The sequence below is a fragment of the Daejeonella sp. genome (genome assembly GCF_044348475.1).
In the GTDB taxonomy this organism is placed as follows: domain Bacteria; phylum Bacteroidota; class Bacteroidia; order Sphingobacteriales; family Sphingobacteriaceae; genus Daejeonella.
Genome location: NZ_JBIKSU010000017.1, coordinates 1 through 19,542, shown reverse-complemented (window position 1 = coordinate 19,542; position 19,542 = coordinate 1). Strand labels below are relative to the sequence as shown.

Here is a 19,542-nt window from a genome sequence, read left to right as displayed (position 1 = left end):
AATCTATAATCAGAACCCAGTGTTTAAAGTTGTTAAAAAATCCTTAATCACACAATGTTAAAGCATGATTTTGAACCTTATTTATGCTTTAGTAAAAATTAGACAAGCCCGGTTAAATAATACACCGCTATAATTAAAAAAACAGCAAGGGTTTTAATGATTGTCATTGAAAAAATATCTATGTATGACTGCCTATGGCTAAGCCCCGTTATAGCGAGTAATGTGATTACGGCACCATTATGCGGTAGTGTATCCATTCCGCCACTTGCCATTGAAGCTACCCGATGAAGTACTTCCATTGGGATACCTAAGTTAGAGGCTGCAGCAATATATGTTTCGCTCATCGAAGCAAGAGCAATACTCATTCCACCTGAGGCAGATCCTGTTACTCCTGCTAAAGTAGTTATCGTAACTGCTTCATTAACAAGCGGATCATGGATTGCAGAAGCCAAGCCTTCATTCAAAGATCTAAACCCTGGCAAGGCTGCGATTACACCACCAAAACCATATTCAGACGCAGTATTTAGAGTAGCGAGCAAGGCTCCTCCAATAGATAGATTAATACGTGCATTAAAATTTACCTTGATTTTACTGTATGCAAGGACTATAACTGCAAGTACACCAATCAATAAGGCAGCTTCTACAGCCCAGATCGCGGCAAGTTTGGGTATTTCTATCGGCGATACTCCAGTGATTCCAATTGCTGAAAAATCAAAACTTTTACCGTAATTTCTGATTATTACTTCTGTGAATACTCTATTGCAAACACCCACAAGGATTAATGGAAGCACTGCAGTTAAAGCATTTGGTAGCTTATCACTGGATATTTCTTCTGGTTCATTGATGTGTCCATCTCCATAACCTTCACCTGCTAATTTTGCACTTTTTCTACGCCATTCCAGATAAATCATTCCTGCTGATAGCACAAAAATTCCCCCGATTAAACCAAGCCAGGGAGCTGCCCATGTATTAGTATTAAAAAATGTTGTTGGGATAATATTTTGGATCTGTGGAGAACCTGGCAATGCATCCATTGTGAACGTAAAGGCACCTAAAGCAATAGTGCCAGGAATGAGACGCTTTGGAATATTAGTTTTCTTAAAAAGCTCAGATGCAAATGGGTACAATGCAAAAGCGACTACAAAAAGCGATACCCCTCCATAAGTTAATAAGGCTCCAACTAATACGATAGCAAGCATAGACTTGCTTTCACCAATAACCTTGATAACTAAATGGGCAATGGATTTTGCAAAACCAGATAGTTCAATCACTTTTCCGAAAATAGCACCCAATAAAAATACTGGAAAATATAGCTTTACAAACCCTGCCATTTTCTCCATAAAAATGCCTGAGAAAAAAGCAGGAACCCAGGCTGGATTTATTAAAAATACAGCCAGCAATGCTGTTAATGGTGCAAAAAGGATAACACTAAAACCCTTGTATGCTGCATACATTAATAACAATAATGGTAATATGACGAAAATAATATCCATAATGTAATTTCATTTAAATTTATTGAGCCGACCATCCTCCATCAATGGGTAATGCCACGCCAGTAATTGTTGCAGCATTATCCGAAGCCAGAAAAAGTGCCATTTCAGCAATTATCTCGATTGGTACAAATTCCTTTACCGCCTGTTTTTGCAAAAGTATCAAGTTGATAACATCCTTTTCAGATAATTTATGTGATTTTGCCTGGTCTGATATCTGCATTTTTACCAATGGCGTTTTTACATATCCTGGACAAATCGCATTGCAGGATATATTCGAATTTGCTCCTTCTAGAGCAATAGTTTTGGTAAAACCAATTACACCATGCTTGGCTGCTACATATGCACTTTTATATTCAGAAGCAAATAAGCCGTGTACTGATGCAATATTAATGATCCTCCCAAATCGATTAGTTTTCATGTGTGGCCATACTGCTTTTGTTAGATGGAATACAGCATTCAAGTTTATATTTATAATTTCATTCCATTTATCTTCCGGGAAACTGTCAATAGGAGAAACGTGTTGAATACCAGCGTTATTTATAAGTACATCAATACTTCCGAAATGTGAAATAACTTGTTGAATAAGGTTGCGCAAATCTTCTGGATTAAGCATATTTGCATTAGAGAAGAAATATTCTATGTTATATTTTTTAGCTACTTCAGCAGCAATTTCAGGTCCTTCTTTTTCCAGACCGTTAAATACAATCTTGTAACCTTTTTTTGCAAATGCTTTTGCTATACCTAAACCTATACCGCTAGTACTCCCTGTAATCAGTGCTACTCTTTTTTTCATAAAGATCTATTGTTCAATATATATTTATAGCTTATTAGCAAGGTCATAACTGATTTTTTAGTGTTATTTTATTGAATTTTTATTGAATAAAAAATCATTTTTTTTTATCTTATTAACTAAGGGTTAAGTAGGTTCACCCCACCAGTATATTTTTTTACTATATCAGGGTCGAGTTCTATGCCAAGACCGGGCGTTGAAGGAATAGCAAGCATTCCATCAGCATCCAGCTTCCATCCACCAACCTTGATATCGTCAATAAATGGTGAGCCTATTAGGTACTCTACTAGATCAGTGTCCGGGAAGGCAGATGCCAGATGTAAGTCTGCTGCTAGGCCTACTGCAGTGTTCCATCCATGAGGTATGAAACGGATGCCTTTATCTTGTGCCATATATGCGATTCGTCGTTCTTCGCTGATACCGCCAACTTTAGTAACATCCGGTTGAACGATGTCGAACGCATGAGCATTAATCCAGGGCTGAAATGATTGACGACGTGTAAGTACTTCACCTCCGGATATAGCAACTGGTGAGTGTTCACGAAGTTTTACATAATCTTCTAATGCATCTGGATTTAGCGCTTCTTCGAACCAATGTACGTCATAGTCGGCGAGCATTTTCGCTGTGTTAAGAGCCCATTTGTATCCATTCGGCCAAAATGCATCACTTCCGCCAGCATCGACCATTAAACGAGAGGCTGGTCCTATCGCCTCGCGAGCTGCTTTTACGATGGCTTCATCAGTTGCTGCATTGTGTCTTCCGAATGGCCCCCAACCAATTTTAAAAGCACGAAACCCCTTTGATTTTATTGCGAGTAGATTATCCTTCATCTTCTCGGGTTTATCCATTAGCAATGATGCATAGGGTTGAACTCGCTCTCGATAACGGCCACCGAGCAAGCGTCCTACAGGCTGGTTTGTTGCCTTGCCAAGCAGATCCCATAATGCTATGTCAATGCCACTGATGGTATGTGTGATTGAGCCGCCGCGACCTAACCAAAACATATTTTGATGTAATTTCTCACTCAATCGCTCTGGCTCGAGTGCATTTTCGCCAAGATATAATGGCTCAAGTACTGACAGTGAAGCACGTACTAGGGCATCATTAGTGAATACACTGCCGAGTCCAACTGCCCCTTCATCAGTATGTACTGCAATAAGTGTCTGAACACAGTCTTCGGGTTTTATTTCGTTACTCCAGCCCCCTTCAGGTGTGGCTCCACGCAGGCCTGCGCATCGGATTTCTCGAATTTTCATAGTTCTAATTATGGTAATTATAAATTATTGCTTTGGGTATAAATTGTATGTTAAGATCTAATGGAAAAATTGGACGAGGACAGTGTAAATGACCAAGAGATTGCAGGTTGGCACTGCTTGATCCCGGTGCATCAACATTTACCATTTCTACGCACCATGCGGCATACATTTGATGCTGGCAGTGCGGTGATTTGATAACCACTGCATCAAACTGTTTTGGATTCTGACCATGTGCAAAGAAAAAGGATCGGTCGTAAAGGTTTACTGCCCTGCTACTGACCACAATTATGAAATTATTAACTTCTAAAACAGCTGTAGGCCCGGAATACCATTCTTCTCCAAATGATTCGCTGCGGAAACGATGATCGGCGAGTAATAATACTTTTGCATTAATTTGAATTGGGTTAAATCGCTGCGGATCAAGTGAGCCTCCAATAGTTGTGTGAATAGTTGCACCAATTCCTGCTGCAAAAGCTTTATTTACGGTTGGTTCATCGACAATGGGTACCAAAGTTTTACCGGTATATCCAGTTTCAATGAGTTTGCGTAGAATAGCATTGCTGTCGCCAGATGCACCAGAGCTAGTGGCATCTGCTGCATCAATTAGTGCGACGGTGCCTTGCGAATGTGTTTTGGCGATCATGGCCATTTCGTCGAGATTAACCAATGCCACCTGCATTTTCTCATGGTTTGTCCAGAAACTTTCTGCGATGCGGATGGCTTCGCGTTCAGCCATCTCAGGATCATTGTCGGTTACAACGAAACTGTATGTCTGTAGTGCAGGCACATCGGTAAATGGATTGCCAATGAAAATACCTGATGAAAGTCCTCGAGGGCTGTTTTCAATGTCCTGTGCAATGCGCATGCTCTGACCAAATAATCCGGTTGTGGTGATGAGTTCATCGCCACGAACTAGTGCAGGGATAGCCACCTTAGCTGTGATCGGCTTAACCTCATCTAAAACGATTCGTAGTAACAGGCGGGCGGCACGCTGGCCAGTTTCGAAAAAATCGACATGAGGGTAGGTATGATAGGCAACAATGGCATTACTATGTTCAATCATTTGATCAGTAAGTATTCCATGCAGATCAAGCGATACAACAATAGGAATTTTTTTTCCAAGGATTTTGCGTGTTTCTTTCAGCAACCAACCTTCAGGATCTGTTTCTTTTTCAGTTGCCATGGCTCCATGCATGCAAAAGTAAACTCCATCAACAGGGGGGGCATTTTGAATGCCGTCGAGAAAGTCTTTTGCAATTTTTTCCCATGCCTCCTTAGCTAAAGTTCCACCAGATGTGATGAAAAATGCGCTATATGTAGGTACTAATTCAACCTCCGCTTCAGCGTCAAATATACTCAGTGCTCCACCTATCTCATTTCTGACGGTGCGATGATAGTTTACCAATTCGTCACCATAACGAACTCCAAAATCATTGTAGCCACTTAGATGAGGATTGAAGGTTGAAACTTCCTGTTTACATTCAGCGATTAGGATTTTTATCATTATGGATTATAGAAATTTTTGGTTTGTTTAGTTTGCATTTTTATAATCATTTGGAAATAGGTTTTTGATAGCCACAATCAGTGCAATTCCAGCTAATACATACCCAATTGCAGTTAAAGAAAGCAGATGGTCTATACCGAGAGATTGTTTCCAAATACCTCCAAATAGTATAGCGAAGCCAGACATAATTGCACCGAAGAAGTTTAAGAAACCAACAGCAGAAGCACGCGTATCTGCTGGTACTACTTCAAAAGCTGCAGGAAAGATGTTACCAATCATAAGGCCACTGAACAGTCCAAACCCTGCTGCTGCGATGCGAGTTGAATTTAAGGTGTCGCTATTGCCGAGTGCATGTAGGCATGGTGCACAGAGGATTAAACTAGTTGTCATCAACCATAGACGGGATGCTTTGGTATAATGATACAAGGAATCAGCAATCAAACCTCCTCCAAGCAGGCCAATTAGTGTTGTACCTTGTACAAAAATTGTTGCATTTAAGGCGGCATCTGATTGGTTTAGTGAGAACTTGTCATGCAGAAAGGTTGGAAGCCATCCATAAAGAAGCCATAATCCAAAGACGAAGATTGGAAACACAGTACATAGAAGTAAAAATGTTCTCACTTTAATTAGTACCGGAAAAGCAATTCTTTTACTGATAATATTAGATTCCGAAGTGCTGTTCTCATTTACTTTACGAAGGAATAAGTAATAGGGTAGTGCATAGAGTAATCCAACGGCACCTAAAACAAAAAAGGCATTACGCCATTCACCCCGATCAGCCATCCAGCCTCCAAACCAACTGCCCGCTATTGTACCAACTATTTGAGCTGTAGTTAGTGTGGCGATAGCTCTGGAGCGAAGTGATGGAGGATGGGCATTTGCAGTAAGGGCAATTGCTGTTGGCATAAACATTGATTCCGAAATTCCCATCAAAGCACGAAGGCTCAATATCATTACGGCAGATCCCGCCAAACCCGTAGCGATGGTAACCATGCTCCATATAATTAAGCTGAGTAACACAAGTTTTCGTTTAGAAAAACGATCGGCAAACTGTCCGGCGATTGGACAACCAAATGCATATACCCACAAGAATATAGCACCTGTTAAACCCAGCTGCTTGTCTGACATCTCAAGGTCCATTTTCAACGAGGGAAACATGGAAAAAATTGCTTGCCGGTCGGAATAGTTGAGAAAATACGCTACCCACATAAATGCAATAAGTAGATATGCCTGTCGCGTAGAGGCTGCTGAGTCTTTGGTCATCTGTGGAGATTCATTAGTACTAATTTGACCGGCTGGTAAAAATCTCACAATTAGTTTTCCGGTATGAAAGTGCCAAACGGATTCGTAGGAAATAAAAATTATACTCTGTAACTAATAAATTCAGTTTATCGCGATTGTACTCTTTTTTACAAAAAAAACTAATCATTGGGCTGAATTTTATTTTAATTCTTAAGGTAATTTCATTTTTTAAAAAGCCTTTTTTGTTGCCAAAGAGCAGTTTACTTCCTATTGCCTATGGATTTTACTCTACATCCTTTTTTATAGCGTCTAAAGTTGCATTTACGATGTCATCAAGATTTGAATTACCAATTTTATCGCTGTAATTTTAATACTTAAATTGTCTCAAAATCAGTTACTTTTTTTGCTCCTGAATATAGTTTGCAATTGTTCCTACCGGAGCAATCCAAATACCATTTGTAGGATCTTTTGAATACTCTATTAACTTTCGTAGCATTGTTATGCTTGTAGTTTGGCCTCCAGTTTCACCAATTTCATGCCCTGCCAGCACCAACCAAGATCCTTTCTTTTTTGCGTTGTTTATAAGTGTTAAAATTTGGTTAAAATCTTTTCCATCCATCTCCATTCCTGTCAGTTGAGCAAAATCGCAAAATGTTGGGTCATTTGGTCCCTCATCAAGCCAACCCCTTCCTGTTAAAAATAATTCTGACACTACAGGAACATAGCTCTTGGTACTTTGTGCTCTGCCAATGAAAGTTTGTCCGCATGGATAAGCAAAAACCTTGGCTTCTATACCTAACAATTCCTTTATTCCTTTATTTGCAGATATTAATTCTTTCCGCATTTCATCTATGGTATAATCCTCAAGAGCCTTTTGCCTTGACCAAGGGAAATTACCTGTACAAGGATGATTTAGAGAATGATTCCCTATCTCATGTCCATTCGCTACTGCTTTTTTCCAAGCGTCAAGGCGCTCCTTTACAGCGTTAGGCCCAACATAGAAGGTAGCCTTTACTCCATATTGGTCTAAAAATGGTGTTCCTGCATCAACCTGACTCAAGCGTCCATCATCAAAACTTAAACTTAAAGCAATTTGTTTCCCTTTAGGCCAGGCGAATGTTGATTCGCTTGGTTGCGCCAACAGTATTTTACAAGGGAAAAGAATAAATAATATGATTAGAAATGAATTATTTCTTTGATAAAATGCATTTCTTTTTAAGAGTTCGGGGAATGATTTCATGTTCGGTTTAGATTGATTTCTTTTAATAGTTTTGATTTTTAATAATCTAATTGACTTTATTATATAACCCTTCGAAATATTTCTTTCCTGCGATCACTTCAGCTAGGTTATTTTCCATTTTATGCTCACATTCAACTTGAATCACACCCTTAAAACGCTGACGTTTTAATTCATCTATAACAGCAGGGAAATTAATTACACCTTTTCCAATAATTACATCATTTGCTTCCGGGTTATCAGATTGATGAATGTCTTTAAGATGGACTCCAAGAATATTTCCCTCCAGTTTTTTTAGACATTCTGCAGGATTCAAACCGCTTCTTTCCCAATGTCCCAAATCAGCACATACGCCAAAATTGGGATGGTTTTTCATTGCTGCAAGTACTGAATCTGGATGCCAGTATAAGCTTTTACCTTTTGCATGTTCGTGTATGGCAATTTTTATTTTGTATAAACCTGCAAGGCTGTCGAGCATATCCCATGATTCCTTTTCAGGCTCACATACCAGGTGTTGCATATTCATTTCCTTAGCCAGCTCAAAATAATACTTCCAATCAGCTTCGTTTTTAGCGCCACTAACATACATGGATTGCATTTTAAGATTTTTGCCACTAAGCATTTTCTTCATTTTGATGATGTCTTCAGGCTTGATTGTAGCCATAGTTTTGTCATTGAATTCCTCACCTAGATTATGGAAAGCAAAACCTTCCACATAATTTACTCCTGCACTGTCTGCCTTATCTATAGCATCAGCAAATGAAAAGCGGTTGAAAGAATATAAGGCTACTCCTATATTCCATTCAGTATTTTGGTCTTGAGTTTTTTTGGAGCTTTCAGCGCATCCTATTAATGAAACAAAGAGAAATACTAAATACCAGAGATTATTTTTTATGGTTATCATTTTATATTGATTTTGAAGATGTGTGTTTATTTGCTTTGAACCAGACTTAGTTTAATTTCCCGAAGGTCTAACATTCCTGCATCTACAGAAGGCTTGTTTGATTTGAAAACAATTTTCTGCCTGCCCGGTTTAAGTTTGATTGTTCCTATATTTTTTGATTTGAAAATTTCCCAGGAACCGCTGCGGTCAATAGTTCCGATCAGTTTTTGTTTGCCAGCTTCGAGTAGAAACTCATTGCCGGCTGTTTCATCAGAAACTGACCATACCAGCTCGGCATTGTATTCACCTTCAAGCTCAACCTCAACATCCCACTCAACCCGGTCTAAATTCGTAAACCATCCAAAAGCCCACCATTCAGGCATATATTTAATTTTCGGTCCAATTCCATTTCCATTTCTGGCTGTCAATCTGAGCATGCCATTAGTTTCTGGTTTTATCTTTGTTGGTTTATTTAGAGATTGTGGCTGGGATGCTGGTGTACTCTTCATTTCTCCCTCCAGATATCCTAGGACAGCTTCTTTTAAATGTTTTTCTACGACAGGTGTATAGGGTGAAACGGTTTCGATTTCATATCCTCCATGCTTCCATTCTTTTTCTGTGGGCAGATATCCGAGCCAGCCATTCGTATAACCAAAGAAAAATGTAAAGGGAAAAGGAGAGCGATCCCGAATCTCGTTTGATATCTCACAAAATAATTCAACCGGCAAACTCCATATTGCAACATCTTCATTGATCTTCAGGAACCTTGCAGGTAGAAGCACCATATGGTCTCCATTAGCTAAGGTCTGGGTATATCTAGACAAATCCTTAGGCCAGCTTAATTTGGGCTTCCTCGGGGTTTCTATGATCAGAGATCCTGTAAATAACTTAATATCAGACCGACTGGATACAATTTCTTTATTAGCTGATATAATCTTGTCTCCTAAGAGTACTTTGAACTGACTCAGATGTCCTGCTTTAGGATTTGGATAGACACTGTAAATAGGAGCCAGATTACCTGCTGCACCATTGATAAAAAGAAGTGGGACACCTAGTTTTTGTTCTACATATTCAGATACGATTCCGGGAGCATCTCCACTGATCTCAGTTTGACCAGCGCCAAGCACTGTTCCATGGATTGCATAATTGGCAATCAGTGCAAGCGGACTTCCATCTTCTTTATCGAGACGTATTAAACCAATTTTACGGTCAACAGCGCCTTCCGGATTTAATCCAAGGGATGCCTTACCATCTACATCTATCGCCCGCCGGTTAATATTTGCTTGCGAAAAACCCCAGCCAACACCCAGTTTAGCTTTGACCAGTTTATTTCTGGCTTCTGTTATTCCTTTTATCAGGGAGCGTTCCACTAGCAAGGTGTATGCTGTATCTACATCATGCTTATAACGATCTCCCATAAATACTTCGGGCAAGCCTGGAACTCCAACCTCAGGAGCGGAGTGAGTGTGCGTTAATGTCCACCAAAAATTTTCGGGATCAATACCCAGATCTTTCTGAAGAATAGCTGCAACATGGTCATATTCAGAAGGAGACATGACACAAATATCTGTTGACACCAAAAAAAATTGCTTTACACCATCATCCATTGCCACGATCCGATGGTAAATACGGTCATTGATCCCGGTTGATTGCCTCGCAGCATAGCCCAATAACATTTTCGGCTCATTAGGTGTTATATCTATTTTGACTACAGAGGCCTTGAATCCTTTTGACTGAATTGTATTTATTCCAGTATTTTGTTGTGCATAAGTTAATTGCACAGCTACCAGGACTAAAATCGGGACAATAAAATTGAATCTGTTGCTAATCATGAAAATTTATTTTAGTAAAAAAAAAATTAGAATTTCTGAATTATTTAGTATAAATAGCTAATCTTATTAGCTTTTAACACCCGCTTTATGCTTAGTTATACCAACGTGTTTCTTAATTAAGTTTTCAACTAAACTCCCCATTTTATAACCATGTTCTTGGCAATAATTTTTGAGAAGCTCATGAGTTTCCTTTTTTATCTGAAGCATAGCTTGTTTCATAACTTTATATTCTTTTGTATTTCATTTTTTTGCTTTCAACTTAAAGGTTAATGGTAACAAATCATGAACGGTTGTGACAATCAGATCCTCAATGCTCTCTTGGAAACGCCCTGGCTGATTGTAAGAGTACATTGAAGACTCAACTTCATAGCCACCCTCTTTGATGACTCTTTTTGATGCAATATAACATGGGACATCATTTGAATAAGCACTAACCCATAAACGTCCTGGGGCTAATTCTTTTTTTAGTCTCAGGGAGTAATCTACTACCACTTCACCGGCTAGAAAAACCATCGCCAAATCATTGCCAAATGTCCATGTAGTAATAGGATAGTTAAGACTTTTTGGAATAGATTCTCCGCGGGCTATTTTATCAAGAGCAAGTTTTGCAAAATAGGCTTTTGCTCCTTTTTCATTGGCTTGTCCTACAAATTCCTGAACAGTTGGAATATGTTCAAAAGGAAGCTGGATTACCTTAGAGTGGCCCATAGGAGCAGAGCTTAGTGGTTTAAGGTTAGATGCCAAAAGTTTCTGCACTTCGTCAGCAACTTCTCTGCCGTGTTGAGCAGCATAATCAAGTTGGAGATTGGTAACCCGCGGTTCAGGATTAGCATCGGCTCCGCAACCTAGAGATACCATGGCTATGGCACCAGGATTTTTTGCCTCAATAAATTTTTGGGCTTCTCCAATCCAATCGCCGTGAATTTTATTAATATCAGGACCGAGTGTAGTACCATGACAAGCATATGAAACCATCACTGCTCTAAGTTTTCCATCGAGGTCAGTTATACGTAAAAGTGGGAGATCGTGGTCAACAGGACCTTCTTTTACGGGTGTCATTCCCACTGATTTACCGTTTACAACCTTGCGGCGGTTCATAGCGAATCCTACTTTTCCTTGCCCCCAAGCTACTTTAGCTGGTTTACGTGCATTAAGTGCCTCAATGCTTACTTTTTCTAGTTTTTCAGTTAGAATTTCTAAAAATTTGTTAATCCTTCCTATCTCTTCAGGAGGTAATTGTCGGGCGAAGTGATTTAACAAATTCCCGATTTCTGGACCTGTATGAGTATGAGAAGCACTAATAACTAAGCGTGAAGGATCAACCCCTATTTTATCGGAAAGGCGCCTTGCAACTTCTTTGGTCATATAGTATTGTATACCTATTAGGTCTACCGTAATTAGGATAGATGGACCTTCACTATCACTTCCAAAAGCAAGAGCTTTGGCTTTAAGTGGTTGAAGAACACCTTCAGATTCTGACTTTCGGCCACCATAACCTGCTAATAGAATTGGTCCTTCTGGTGTAATGTCAATTGTAGAAACACCAACCAGCATAGTGCCTTTTGCCATTTTCGTTTTAGATGCATTGTTTGATTGTGCAACTACACCTTCTGAATAAAAAATACTATTAACAACCAGTAGGGTCAATAAAATAGTGGTTATTGATTTCTGACTTATCTGCATGTCTTTTGTTTTTAATAGTTTAACAATCTTTTTTTTGATCTTAATTTTTGCGTAAAAAAGCCAAAAGGTCAGCCATTTCCTGCTTGTTGATCTTCTTTTCAAAACCAGATGGCATTGCTGATGTATTGAGACTTTTTATTGACTTTATATCCTGGCGATTAATAGTTTTATCAAGTTTCCCATTATTTCTTAGAGTCAATGCAGTAGAAGTTTCACTTGATATGATACCCTGAGCGAGTTCGCCATTTTTCAATTCTACTTCCCATAAATCATAACCGCTCGAAATTGATAGATTTGGATCAAGAATGTTAGCCATAATGTCTTCGCGTATCCAATTATGAATAGTGCCCATGTCAGGACCGAATTCTACACCTATTTCCCCCCTTACTTGATGGCAAATAGCGCAGTTCTGAAGAAAGACAGCTTTGCCATTTGTAGCATCTCCTTGAAGTTCCAAGGCTTTTTTATACTCTTTATTTACTTTTTTACCTTCTTCATCATCTTTAGTAAATAGCTTTCGGGCTCTATTGCGAAGATTTTCATCCGTATTTTGCATAAGCCCAACACTTCTTCCAAAACTTACACTACTAGTCTGAATTTTATTTGTTTCAATAGCTGTCAATAGTAGCTCAATTCGATCCTGCTTATCTTTACCTAGAAATGTGGCAATTGCTGCCTCCCTTATTTCAGGTGTTAGTACTGGCCATTGTTTGATAACATACTCACTAACTGTAGTATTTGGAATTTTGTTTAAAATTTTTAATGCTGCTAATTGTATAGTTGGCTGCTCTTGTGGAACTATTAACTGTTTCAATACCGTTGAATGTGGGCTTGGATCAGTTAAAGCAATGAAATTTATAGATTCAGTTCTGCTTTTATCTGATAAACTACGATTGGTAGCAATTTTTAATACTCTTTGAATTGATTTATTTTTGAGTGACTCATCTTTTAAACCAATTACCCTTAGCATTTCAAGTGCAGCTTGCCTAACTTCTATGGTTGGATGGTCAAAAAATGTACTTACCAATAAACTTTGATCTCCATCAAATGAAGAAATAGACTCTGGCAATTTCGACTTTCTGGATTCAAGGCCAAGTGCAAGCCCATCTAGCATAGGTCCTTGCCATGCATTCTGTTTATTTGTAACTAATGAAGTTGATTGTTTGATGAGTTTATCAATGTCCACTTTATTCCCACTAGTACCAACCATTCGTGTTAATTTTTGAACCAAGGAAGCATATTCAGGAACATCAGGAAGATAATTGCTTAAAACAACTTTCAATAAGGGTGCTATTTGGGATGGGGGAGCTGATAAAGCAGCAATTTGAACCCATTTATCTTTTACATCTTTAAATAAAAGTTTATTTCTAACAGTTGCAGCATCTGTACTGTTTAAAAATCCAAGTGTTAATAATAATTGAAATCTTACCTTGGCATCAGCATCATTTTGTAGAGATATTAAAGCTTTACCTAATTCTGGCGATTTTGATAAATGTAATTCAGCAAGTTTGATAGCGTTTGTGCGTACTCCTGCAATTTCATCTTTTAGTGCAATTTGTATTAGCTGGGAGGAAAGCTCTCCTAAACCTTCTAATGTCCATAATGCATGAAGACGGCCTAATGGAGATTTTGATTTTTTTACTAATTCAGTTAAGGGAGCGACAGCCGATTTATCAACGCGGTCTACCAATAGCCGCTGTGCATTTATTCTCCACCAATAGTTTTTATTTTCCAATTGCTTTACCAAACCTACGGAGGTTTCATTGCCAAGTTTTAGGCCCTTAGTCCATGCTGCTTTTTTTGCGTCTTTAGGTGAAATACGATAAATACGTCCCTTATCATGACCATCATAAAGATTCCCAGCTTTTATTGCCTCTTCAGACATCCATTCTGGTGATTCTATTACTCTTCTGTAATAGTCTAAAACATAAATTGAACCATCAGGACCAACATAGGTATTTACAGGACGTGACCATGCATCAGTTGAAGTAAGAAATTCTTCATTTTCGAGAATCCTACTAGAAGTAAAACTTGCTCCATTTTCTTTTAAAATATCTACGTGAACAAGATTGCTAACCGGTTCTGAAATGAATGTTACATTTTTATTAAAAGGATCTGGGAAAGAATCTCCTAAATAACTCGTAATTCCACACGCAGAAGTCATAACTCCTACATTGGTTAGTATCTGTCGATCAGGATGATTGGTTGTTGGAAAAACCTCAGGCGCATTTAAATGATCCGACATATTTTGAGTAGATTCTGAAGAAAGCAAATCTGGATTTCGTTCATAATATCGATTTGGAATTACTTCATGGTAGCCCTGATTGGAATTATTGCAGCCAAAAAGATTTCCCCACTCATCAAAAGTATGCCCAAATTGCGTACGACTTGAACTCATCTCCAGTTTTAACTGTTCAGGATGAAATCTAATTGAGCGTCCATTAGCATTGATGGGTAATTTTGGACTATTTGGAGCTCCAGGAAATGTAATTTCTGAACCTTCATCTCCAAATTCTTCTATATATTCACGAGTGGTAACAGAGCCCTCATGAGCTATGTAAATCCAATTATCTAGTCCATAAATAGGAGTGTTAACATTATGTTGCGGATTTGATAAAGCAAAACCTGAAAGTAAGGTGTCTCTCAAGTTAGACTTGCCATCATTATCCGTGTCTTCAAAGTATAAAACATGTGGCGCATCGGTTACAATAATCCCCTTTTTCCAGCGCATTACACTTGTTGGCAAAGTTAGTCCATCAGCAAATACCGTTCTTTTATCCATGTTTCCATCTCCATCTTCATCGGATAGTAAAATTATATTGCCACTGCCAGTTTTTGTATCTAAAGGATACCCATGCATTTCAACAACATAAAGTCGACCAAATTCATCAATCTCCATATCAACTGGATCTGTAATTAATGGTTCTGAAGCAATCATTTCAATTTTGAAACCATCAGCTACTTTGAAAGTAGCTAGGGCGTCTTTTGCTTCTACTGCTGAAGTCAATTGATTGGTTCCAGGCTTTGAATTACATCCTATAACGCCAATTAATAGAATTATTAATCCATTTAGAATTCTAACTTTATGTTTAAAAGAATAAATCATTTTTTTTTAAAATAGATTATATGTGAATTTATTGAATATATTTTAATCTGTTAATTAACATCCCATCATATTGGAGTGAACATTTTGTCTTGGCCCGCGAGATACTTTTTAAGTAGTTAGATTTTTTTTGGTCAATTTATAGTTAACCGTAATCACTTAAATACCCAATCGTATAAAGCATAGTTTTCCAAACTGCAGCAATTATCTTTCGTCCAGAATTATTTTCATGCACTTGATCTCCCATATCATATATTAATGATAAATTTCCGTTCCCATCATTTAATAATTCTGAATGTGTTCCAATTCGATAATCGCATCCTGTAATCCTTTTATCGCCATTGCCCATTATGGCAGAGTTCATATCTAACCATTTTTGATAACTTATCATCCCATCTTTTGAGCCATAAAGATTTATCAATCTTTGACGAGCAGGTGTCATCGCTGACAATATAATTTGGGCAGAACTTTTCTTTTGTGAAGCAATCGTGTTGACCATATTTTGATAGCGCTCCAATGCTATGTTTGCTGTCTCTTTGGGATCCAAATCATTCAGCCCAATTTCAATTATTATCCAATCATATAGTTTCTTGTTTTTATCACTTTCCCATAATAACAATTGCTGATTAATTGTGTGGCCTGGAACTGCCAAGTTTACGCATGAGTTTCCATTTTGAATATCACGGATGGATAACAAATAAAAGTCTATTCCATTTTGACCTAAATATGGAGCTATAGTAGAATTTCCTATAATACAACCCTTACTGGTTGCATGTGAATCAGGAATTTCAATATCATTTTTAATCTTCCTTTCTACTTTTTGAAAACAATCATCAATCGATTCATAGCTTTCAATAGTATACATTTCAGAAATTTTATCTTTAATCATCTTCGTTTCCGAAACAATCCCATAAGAATTAGTAAAAGTTGATTTACTTTCGGAAATATTTTGTGCAAATAAAGGCTGAATAAAAATCAATAAGTTAAATAAATGGACAAATTTCAAAAATAAAGCGCATCGATTTGTATTAAACAAATGGAATATACTAGGCATATTATTCCCAGCATTACTAGAATAAATATAAGGCAGAGGAGTAGCTATGTGATGGTTTGAATTTATTTCTTCTCCTTCAACTTTAATTGAACCAAAAGATACTTTTACTCCTGCCTGATAAAATTTTTGAGGGATGCCTCTCATTTCCTGTTCCAATATTTTTTGTATCATCCTATATATATCTTATTCTCACTTGTTTTATTTTTTATGCATTGACAATGATTTTATAGGCAGTTTAGTATATTTTGTTCCAGTAACAATAAGAAATTGTCATTTGGAAGATACTTGTGGTAAGCTATAGCTCTTAAGGATCCGTTGCAAATTGCCCCCTAGAATCAAACGCTTCTCGTCCGGACTAATTCGGGCAAAGATGATTGGCCCAAGATTCCAGGCAATTGGTAAGTCCATTAAATCTGTACCAAACAATAGTCGGTCGGCGCCTATGGCTTGCACAACTTCCTCACAGGCTCTGGGTACTAGTAAGGGAACTGAACAAACAAATAAATTGGCATGTTGCTTCATGATGTCAGCATAAGCAGTTGTTGTATGGGCTGTAATGAAGCATGCATTCGGATACTTTGTTAGTAAGCGTTTCATTTGCTCAGCCGTTCCCCAATCGTGGTTAATAATAATTTGCTTATGCTGGTTTGCCCATTCACATGCCACATCAATGAGTGCTCCTTCCCGGGGATAGCCCTGGTAGGTAGCTATCAACTTCACACCTCGCATACCCATGGCAGCACCACGTTCCAACTCGCGAACCATTTCATCCCGACCCCGGAGTGGGTTGAGCATAGTAAACCCTACAAATCTTTCCGGATTATGCTTTGTAGCACTAGCAACAATATCATTGCCGTAAACTTCATCACTGTAAACACCTGCGAAACTCATAACACAGGTTTTTACCACCCCCAATCTGTTCATGTCTGCTATAATTCCATTCTCCGTAGAATTAGGAACATGGTAATGGGCATTATGTTCTCCAAGATGTCCATGAGCATCGTAAAACGTCATTTCATTAGGACGAAGGCCGGTTCTTCCAAATTTGACAAATTCATCTTCAGGCTGAGACAATGTAACAGCTGGGTGCTCTAGCTTGCACCACTTAAGTAAATGACGAAGATTATCCCCCGCAATCAAGCGTTTATCGGTCTCACTAATTTCAGCAGTAGTCAGAGTAGCCAAGGTCATGTGCTGTCCGTATGTGGGCCAGCCTGAACCGAAAATCAAACGTTCTGCACCCCACCGTTCTGTGATGTACTCTATCCCACGATGCAGCCAGTATGCGCTCAGTTCGATGTGTAGATTGGGGCAGGCATCCAGTGCTTTGTAAACCTGGCGCTGAGATCTTCGGATACGAGATTCGCTAACAACAACAGATAGTTTCGGCCAGCGTCGGCAAAGCGCTACAATGGCATCCCAATCAGTGGCATCTGATTGCCCACCACTACGACCACTCACTTCGATAGGATTGATAAATACTGGCACACCTTCTGCAGCCATTGGCTCGATTAGTTCATCTATACACCAATCCGAAAGCTTGAAAAAATATTGATTCGGAAGCAAAAATAAGGCACTGACGTGATGGCGGCGCATTTCGGCAACAAGTGTTTGTTGTGATTGAGTTGGCCTACCTTGGACTCCTGTTGGAAGTGCTGCCCAGGCACGGTGCAGGCGCTTGTCTGTTACCTCCAGAATGCGTGCATTGCCGTCTTCTGGATGATTTTCTCTACTTAAACTATCAAGTACTAATGCTTCGGCAATGCCATAGTGGTCCATTTCTGCAAGAAGATCTTCTGCAGAATATAGACCATTCTCTTGCAATTTGAGGTGGCGTCCAATTACACACGTTGCATCAAATACGTTCCAATGCTCAACTGGTTTAATTATTTGCTGAGCATATTGGCTAGGAGCCGCTTGTTTTGGAAACGCTGGCTCAAGATTACGATCTACTGATGAACTTCCGTTTGCCGGGCTACCCCAGGCCGCCATACCTAATCCGAGCAGACCAGTTTGCCGGAGAAATTCGCGTCGATCTGCTTTGAGGTTCATGGCTCGTTCTGGGATATAGTCTTTATTTTTCATGCCAATTTGGATTTATAGTAGTTTAGATAACAATTTCAACTATTTGAAAACAAATGTTTTGCTCAATATCGACTACCCTTTCTGTTAACGAATAAACCATTGTGTCTATATTTAAAGTATTTCTGGTTAAAATTTCTTGAAACAACACCTAAGAAACTAAATATATCTGCCATTGGGGGTAATTACTACCTAAACGCACATAAAATTTAAGTTATTTGTCAAATCTTTTGAAAAAAAGTAGCAGTTCTCTATTCATAAATGCATTCCCCCCACTCAATCCGTGGTCTTTGCTGTCTATTTCCCGCAATTCACTATAGCCGCCGGTATTTTGTATATATTCATGAAATTTTTTTGATCCTTTAAACTTAACAACCGAATCATATAGTCCATGCCATATTTTTACCGGAACAGGATAAACTTTAAAAGTATTTCTTAAAGTCTTATAATTATTGATAAATAATGGATTCCAACCAACAAGTTTATCAGCCTCCCAGGTTTTTCCTGTTTTGTCTATAAAATTGTATGTAGTAGCAATTGATTGCCTTGTAGTTTTGTACCAAGGATTTTTCCATGCTTGGCCATATAAATCAAGTACCGGGCTATACATTGCATGTGCCAATACTACATTACTATGTTTGTAGACAAAATTGGTGGAAGAACTGCCGCCCATAGAAAATCCACATACGAATATCTTATCATACACATTGTAATGCTGCCTGATATATTCATACGCTTTGTAAGCTGACTGCACTGACCAACTCCCTCCCATATTTTCAACAGATGGGCCTCCATTTACATCAAAATAAGCATAGCCGTTCTCTAGCAGACTATCTTTTAATGAAAATTTATTTAGAAACCAAGAACTGTCAGTAACTCCACCACCTGCGCCATGTGCCATATAAACCAATCTTATAGGTGTTCCATTTTCCGAATAATTATTTGGAAGTTTTAAAATAGCCTGATCATAGTAGGTGCTATCATAATCAACCGTTTCCAAAATATTGGAATTGTTATCCGGAAATTTCAAATTAATCCTTACAGTAAAGTGAATATCTTTATGCGAAACAAATTTGTTTTTTTGCTCAGTTTCTTGTGCATTACAAACGTCACTCATAAAAATAATGATGGTGAAAATTGTCATTTTGCACATTAAAACATAAATCTGTAAAAACATATTCATCAATGTTGTTTACCAGGCCTTTTGCGGAACACATCCATTATATCGGCCCGGTACCGGTGTATATTTTAAAACTTTGGTAGCACCAATTTCTGAGGTAAAAAAGCCTAGAAGGGTTAATTCTTTCATCATACGGAAATAATGATTAGGATCTTCTGCTTTTTTCTTTGACATGTAAGCTTTTTGTTCAGCATCTAAAGATG

The 19,542-nt window shown here is 38.4% G+C and carries 14 protein-coding genes; all 14 read right to left on the bottom strand.

What is annotated here, in order from left to right:
• Nucleotides 1-98: 98 nt before the first annotated feature.
• Nucleotides 99-1,493 carry a GntP family permease gene (locus tag ACIQZ6_RS06060; RefSeq protein WP_395809191.1) on the bottom strand — a complete coding sequence of 465 codons (1,395 nt, stop codon included), beginning with the start codon at nt 1,491-1,493 and terminating at the stop codon, nt 99-101.
• 19 nt (nt 1,494-1,512) lie between these two features.
• Nucleotides 1,513-2,286, bottom strand: a complete 774-nt coding sequence (locus ACIQZ6_RS06055) for a 3-hydroxybutyrate dehydrogenase (RefSeq protein ID WP_395809189.1) — start codon at nt 2,284-2,286, stop codon at nt 1,513-1,515.
• A gap of 116 nt (nt 2,287-2,402) precedes the next feature.
• Complete coding sequence (locus ACIQZ6_RS06050) at nt 2,403-3,539, bottom strand: mandelate racemase/muconate lactonizing enzyme family protein (RefSeq protein WP_395809187.1); 1,137 nt, start codon at nt 3,537-3,539, stop codon at nt 2,403-2,405.
• A gap of 4 nt (nt 3,540-3,543) precedes the next feature.
• On the bottom strand, nt 3,544-5,043 hold the full coding sequence (locus ACIQZ6_RS06045; RefSeq protein ID WP_395809185.1) for a M81 family metallopeptidase: 1,500 nt from the start codon (nt 5,041-5,043) through the stop codon (nt 3,544-3,546).
• Nucleotides 5,044-5,070: 27 nt separating this feature from the next.
• Nucleotides 5,071-6,354, bottom strand: coding sequence for an MFS transporter (locus ACIQZ6_RS06040; protein ID WP_395809183.1), 1,284 nt, complete (start codon nt 6,352-6,354; stop codon nt 5,071-5,073).
• A 325-nt stretch (nt 6,355-6,679) separates the two neighbouring features.
• The gene (locus ACIQZ6_RS06035; RefSeq protein WP_395809182.1) at nt 6,680-7,525 is read right to left on the bottom strand and encodes a polysaccharide deacetylase family protein; all 846 of its coding nucleotides are present in this window, start codon (nt 7,523-7,525) and stop codon (nt 6,680-6,682) included.
• 46 nt (nt 7,526-7,571) lie between these two features.
• A complete protein-coding gene (locus ACIQZ6_RS06030; RefSeq protein WP_395809180.1) occupies nt 7,572-8,426 on the bottom strand; it encodes a sugar phosphate isomerase/epimerase family protein in 855 nt (284 codons plus the stop codon).
• Between the two features lie 26 nt (nt 8,427-8,452).
• Nucleotides 8,453-10,237: a neutral/alkaline non-lysosomal ceramidase N-terminal domain-containing protein gene (locus tag ACIQZ6_RS06025; RefSeq protein ID WP_395809178.1), complete on the bottom strand. Its 1,785-nt coding sequence runs from the start codon at nt 10,235-10,237 to the stop codon at nt 8,453-8,455.
• A gap of 240 nt (nt 10,238-10,477) precedes the next feature.
• Nucleotides 10,478-11,920 carry a neutral/alkaline non-lysosomal ceramidase N-terminal domain-containing protein gene (locus tag ACIQZ6_RS06020; RefSeq protein ID WP_395809176.1) on the bottom strand — a complete coding sequence of 481 codons (1,443 nt, stop codon included), beginning with the start codon at nt 11,918-11,920 and terminating at the stop codon, nt 10,478-10,480.
• Nucleotides 11,921-11,960: 40 nt separating this feature from the next.
• Nucleotides 11,961-15,026 carry a PVC-type heme-binding CxxCH protein gene (locus ACIQZ6_RS06015; RefSeq protein WP_395809174.1) on the bottom strand — a complete coding sequence of 1,022 codons (3,066 nt, stop codon included), beginning with the start codon at nt 15,024-15,026 and terminating at the stop codon, nt 11,961-11,963.
• 142 nt (nt 15,027-15,168) lie between these two features.
• A complete protein-coding gene (locus ACIQZ6_RS06010; protein WP_395809172.1) occupies nt 15,169-16,221 on the bottom strand; it encodes an SGNH/GDSL hydrolase family protein in 1,053 nt (350 codons plus the stop codon).
• A 126-nt stretch (nt 16,222-16,347) separates the two neighbouring features.
• Entirely contained in the window at nt 16,348-17,856 is a 1,509-nt protein-coding gene (locus tag ACIQZ6_RS06005) for an amidohydrolase family protein (protein WP_395809236.1), read from the bottom strand.
• A 517-nt stretch (nt 17,857-18,373) separates the two neighbouring features.
• Nucleotides 18,374-19,303, bottom strand: a complete 930-nt coding sequence (locus tag ACIQZ6_RS06000; protein WP_395809170.1) for an alpha/beta hydrolase family protein — start codon at nt 19,301-19,303, stop codon at nt 18,374-18,376.
• A gap of 48 nt (nt 19,304-19,351) precedes the next feature.
• Nucleotides 19,352-19,542 (bottom strand): gluconate 2-dehydrogenase subunit 3 family protein (locus ACIQZ6_RS05995; protein ID WP_395809168.1); only part of this gene is annotated, 191 nt, incomplete at its 5' end.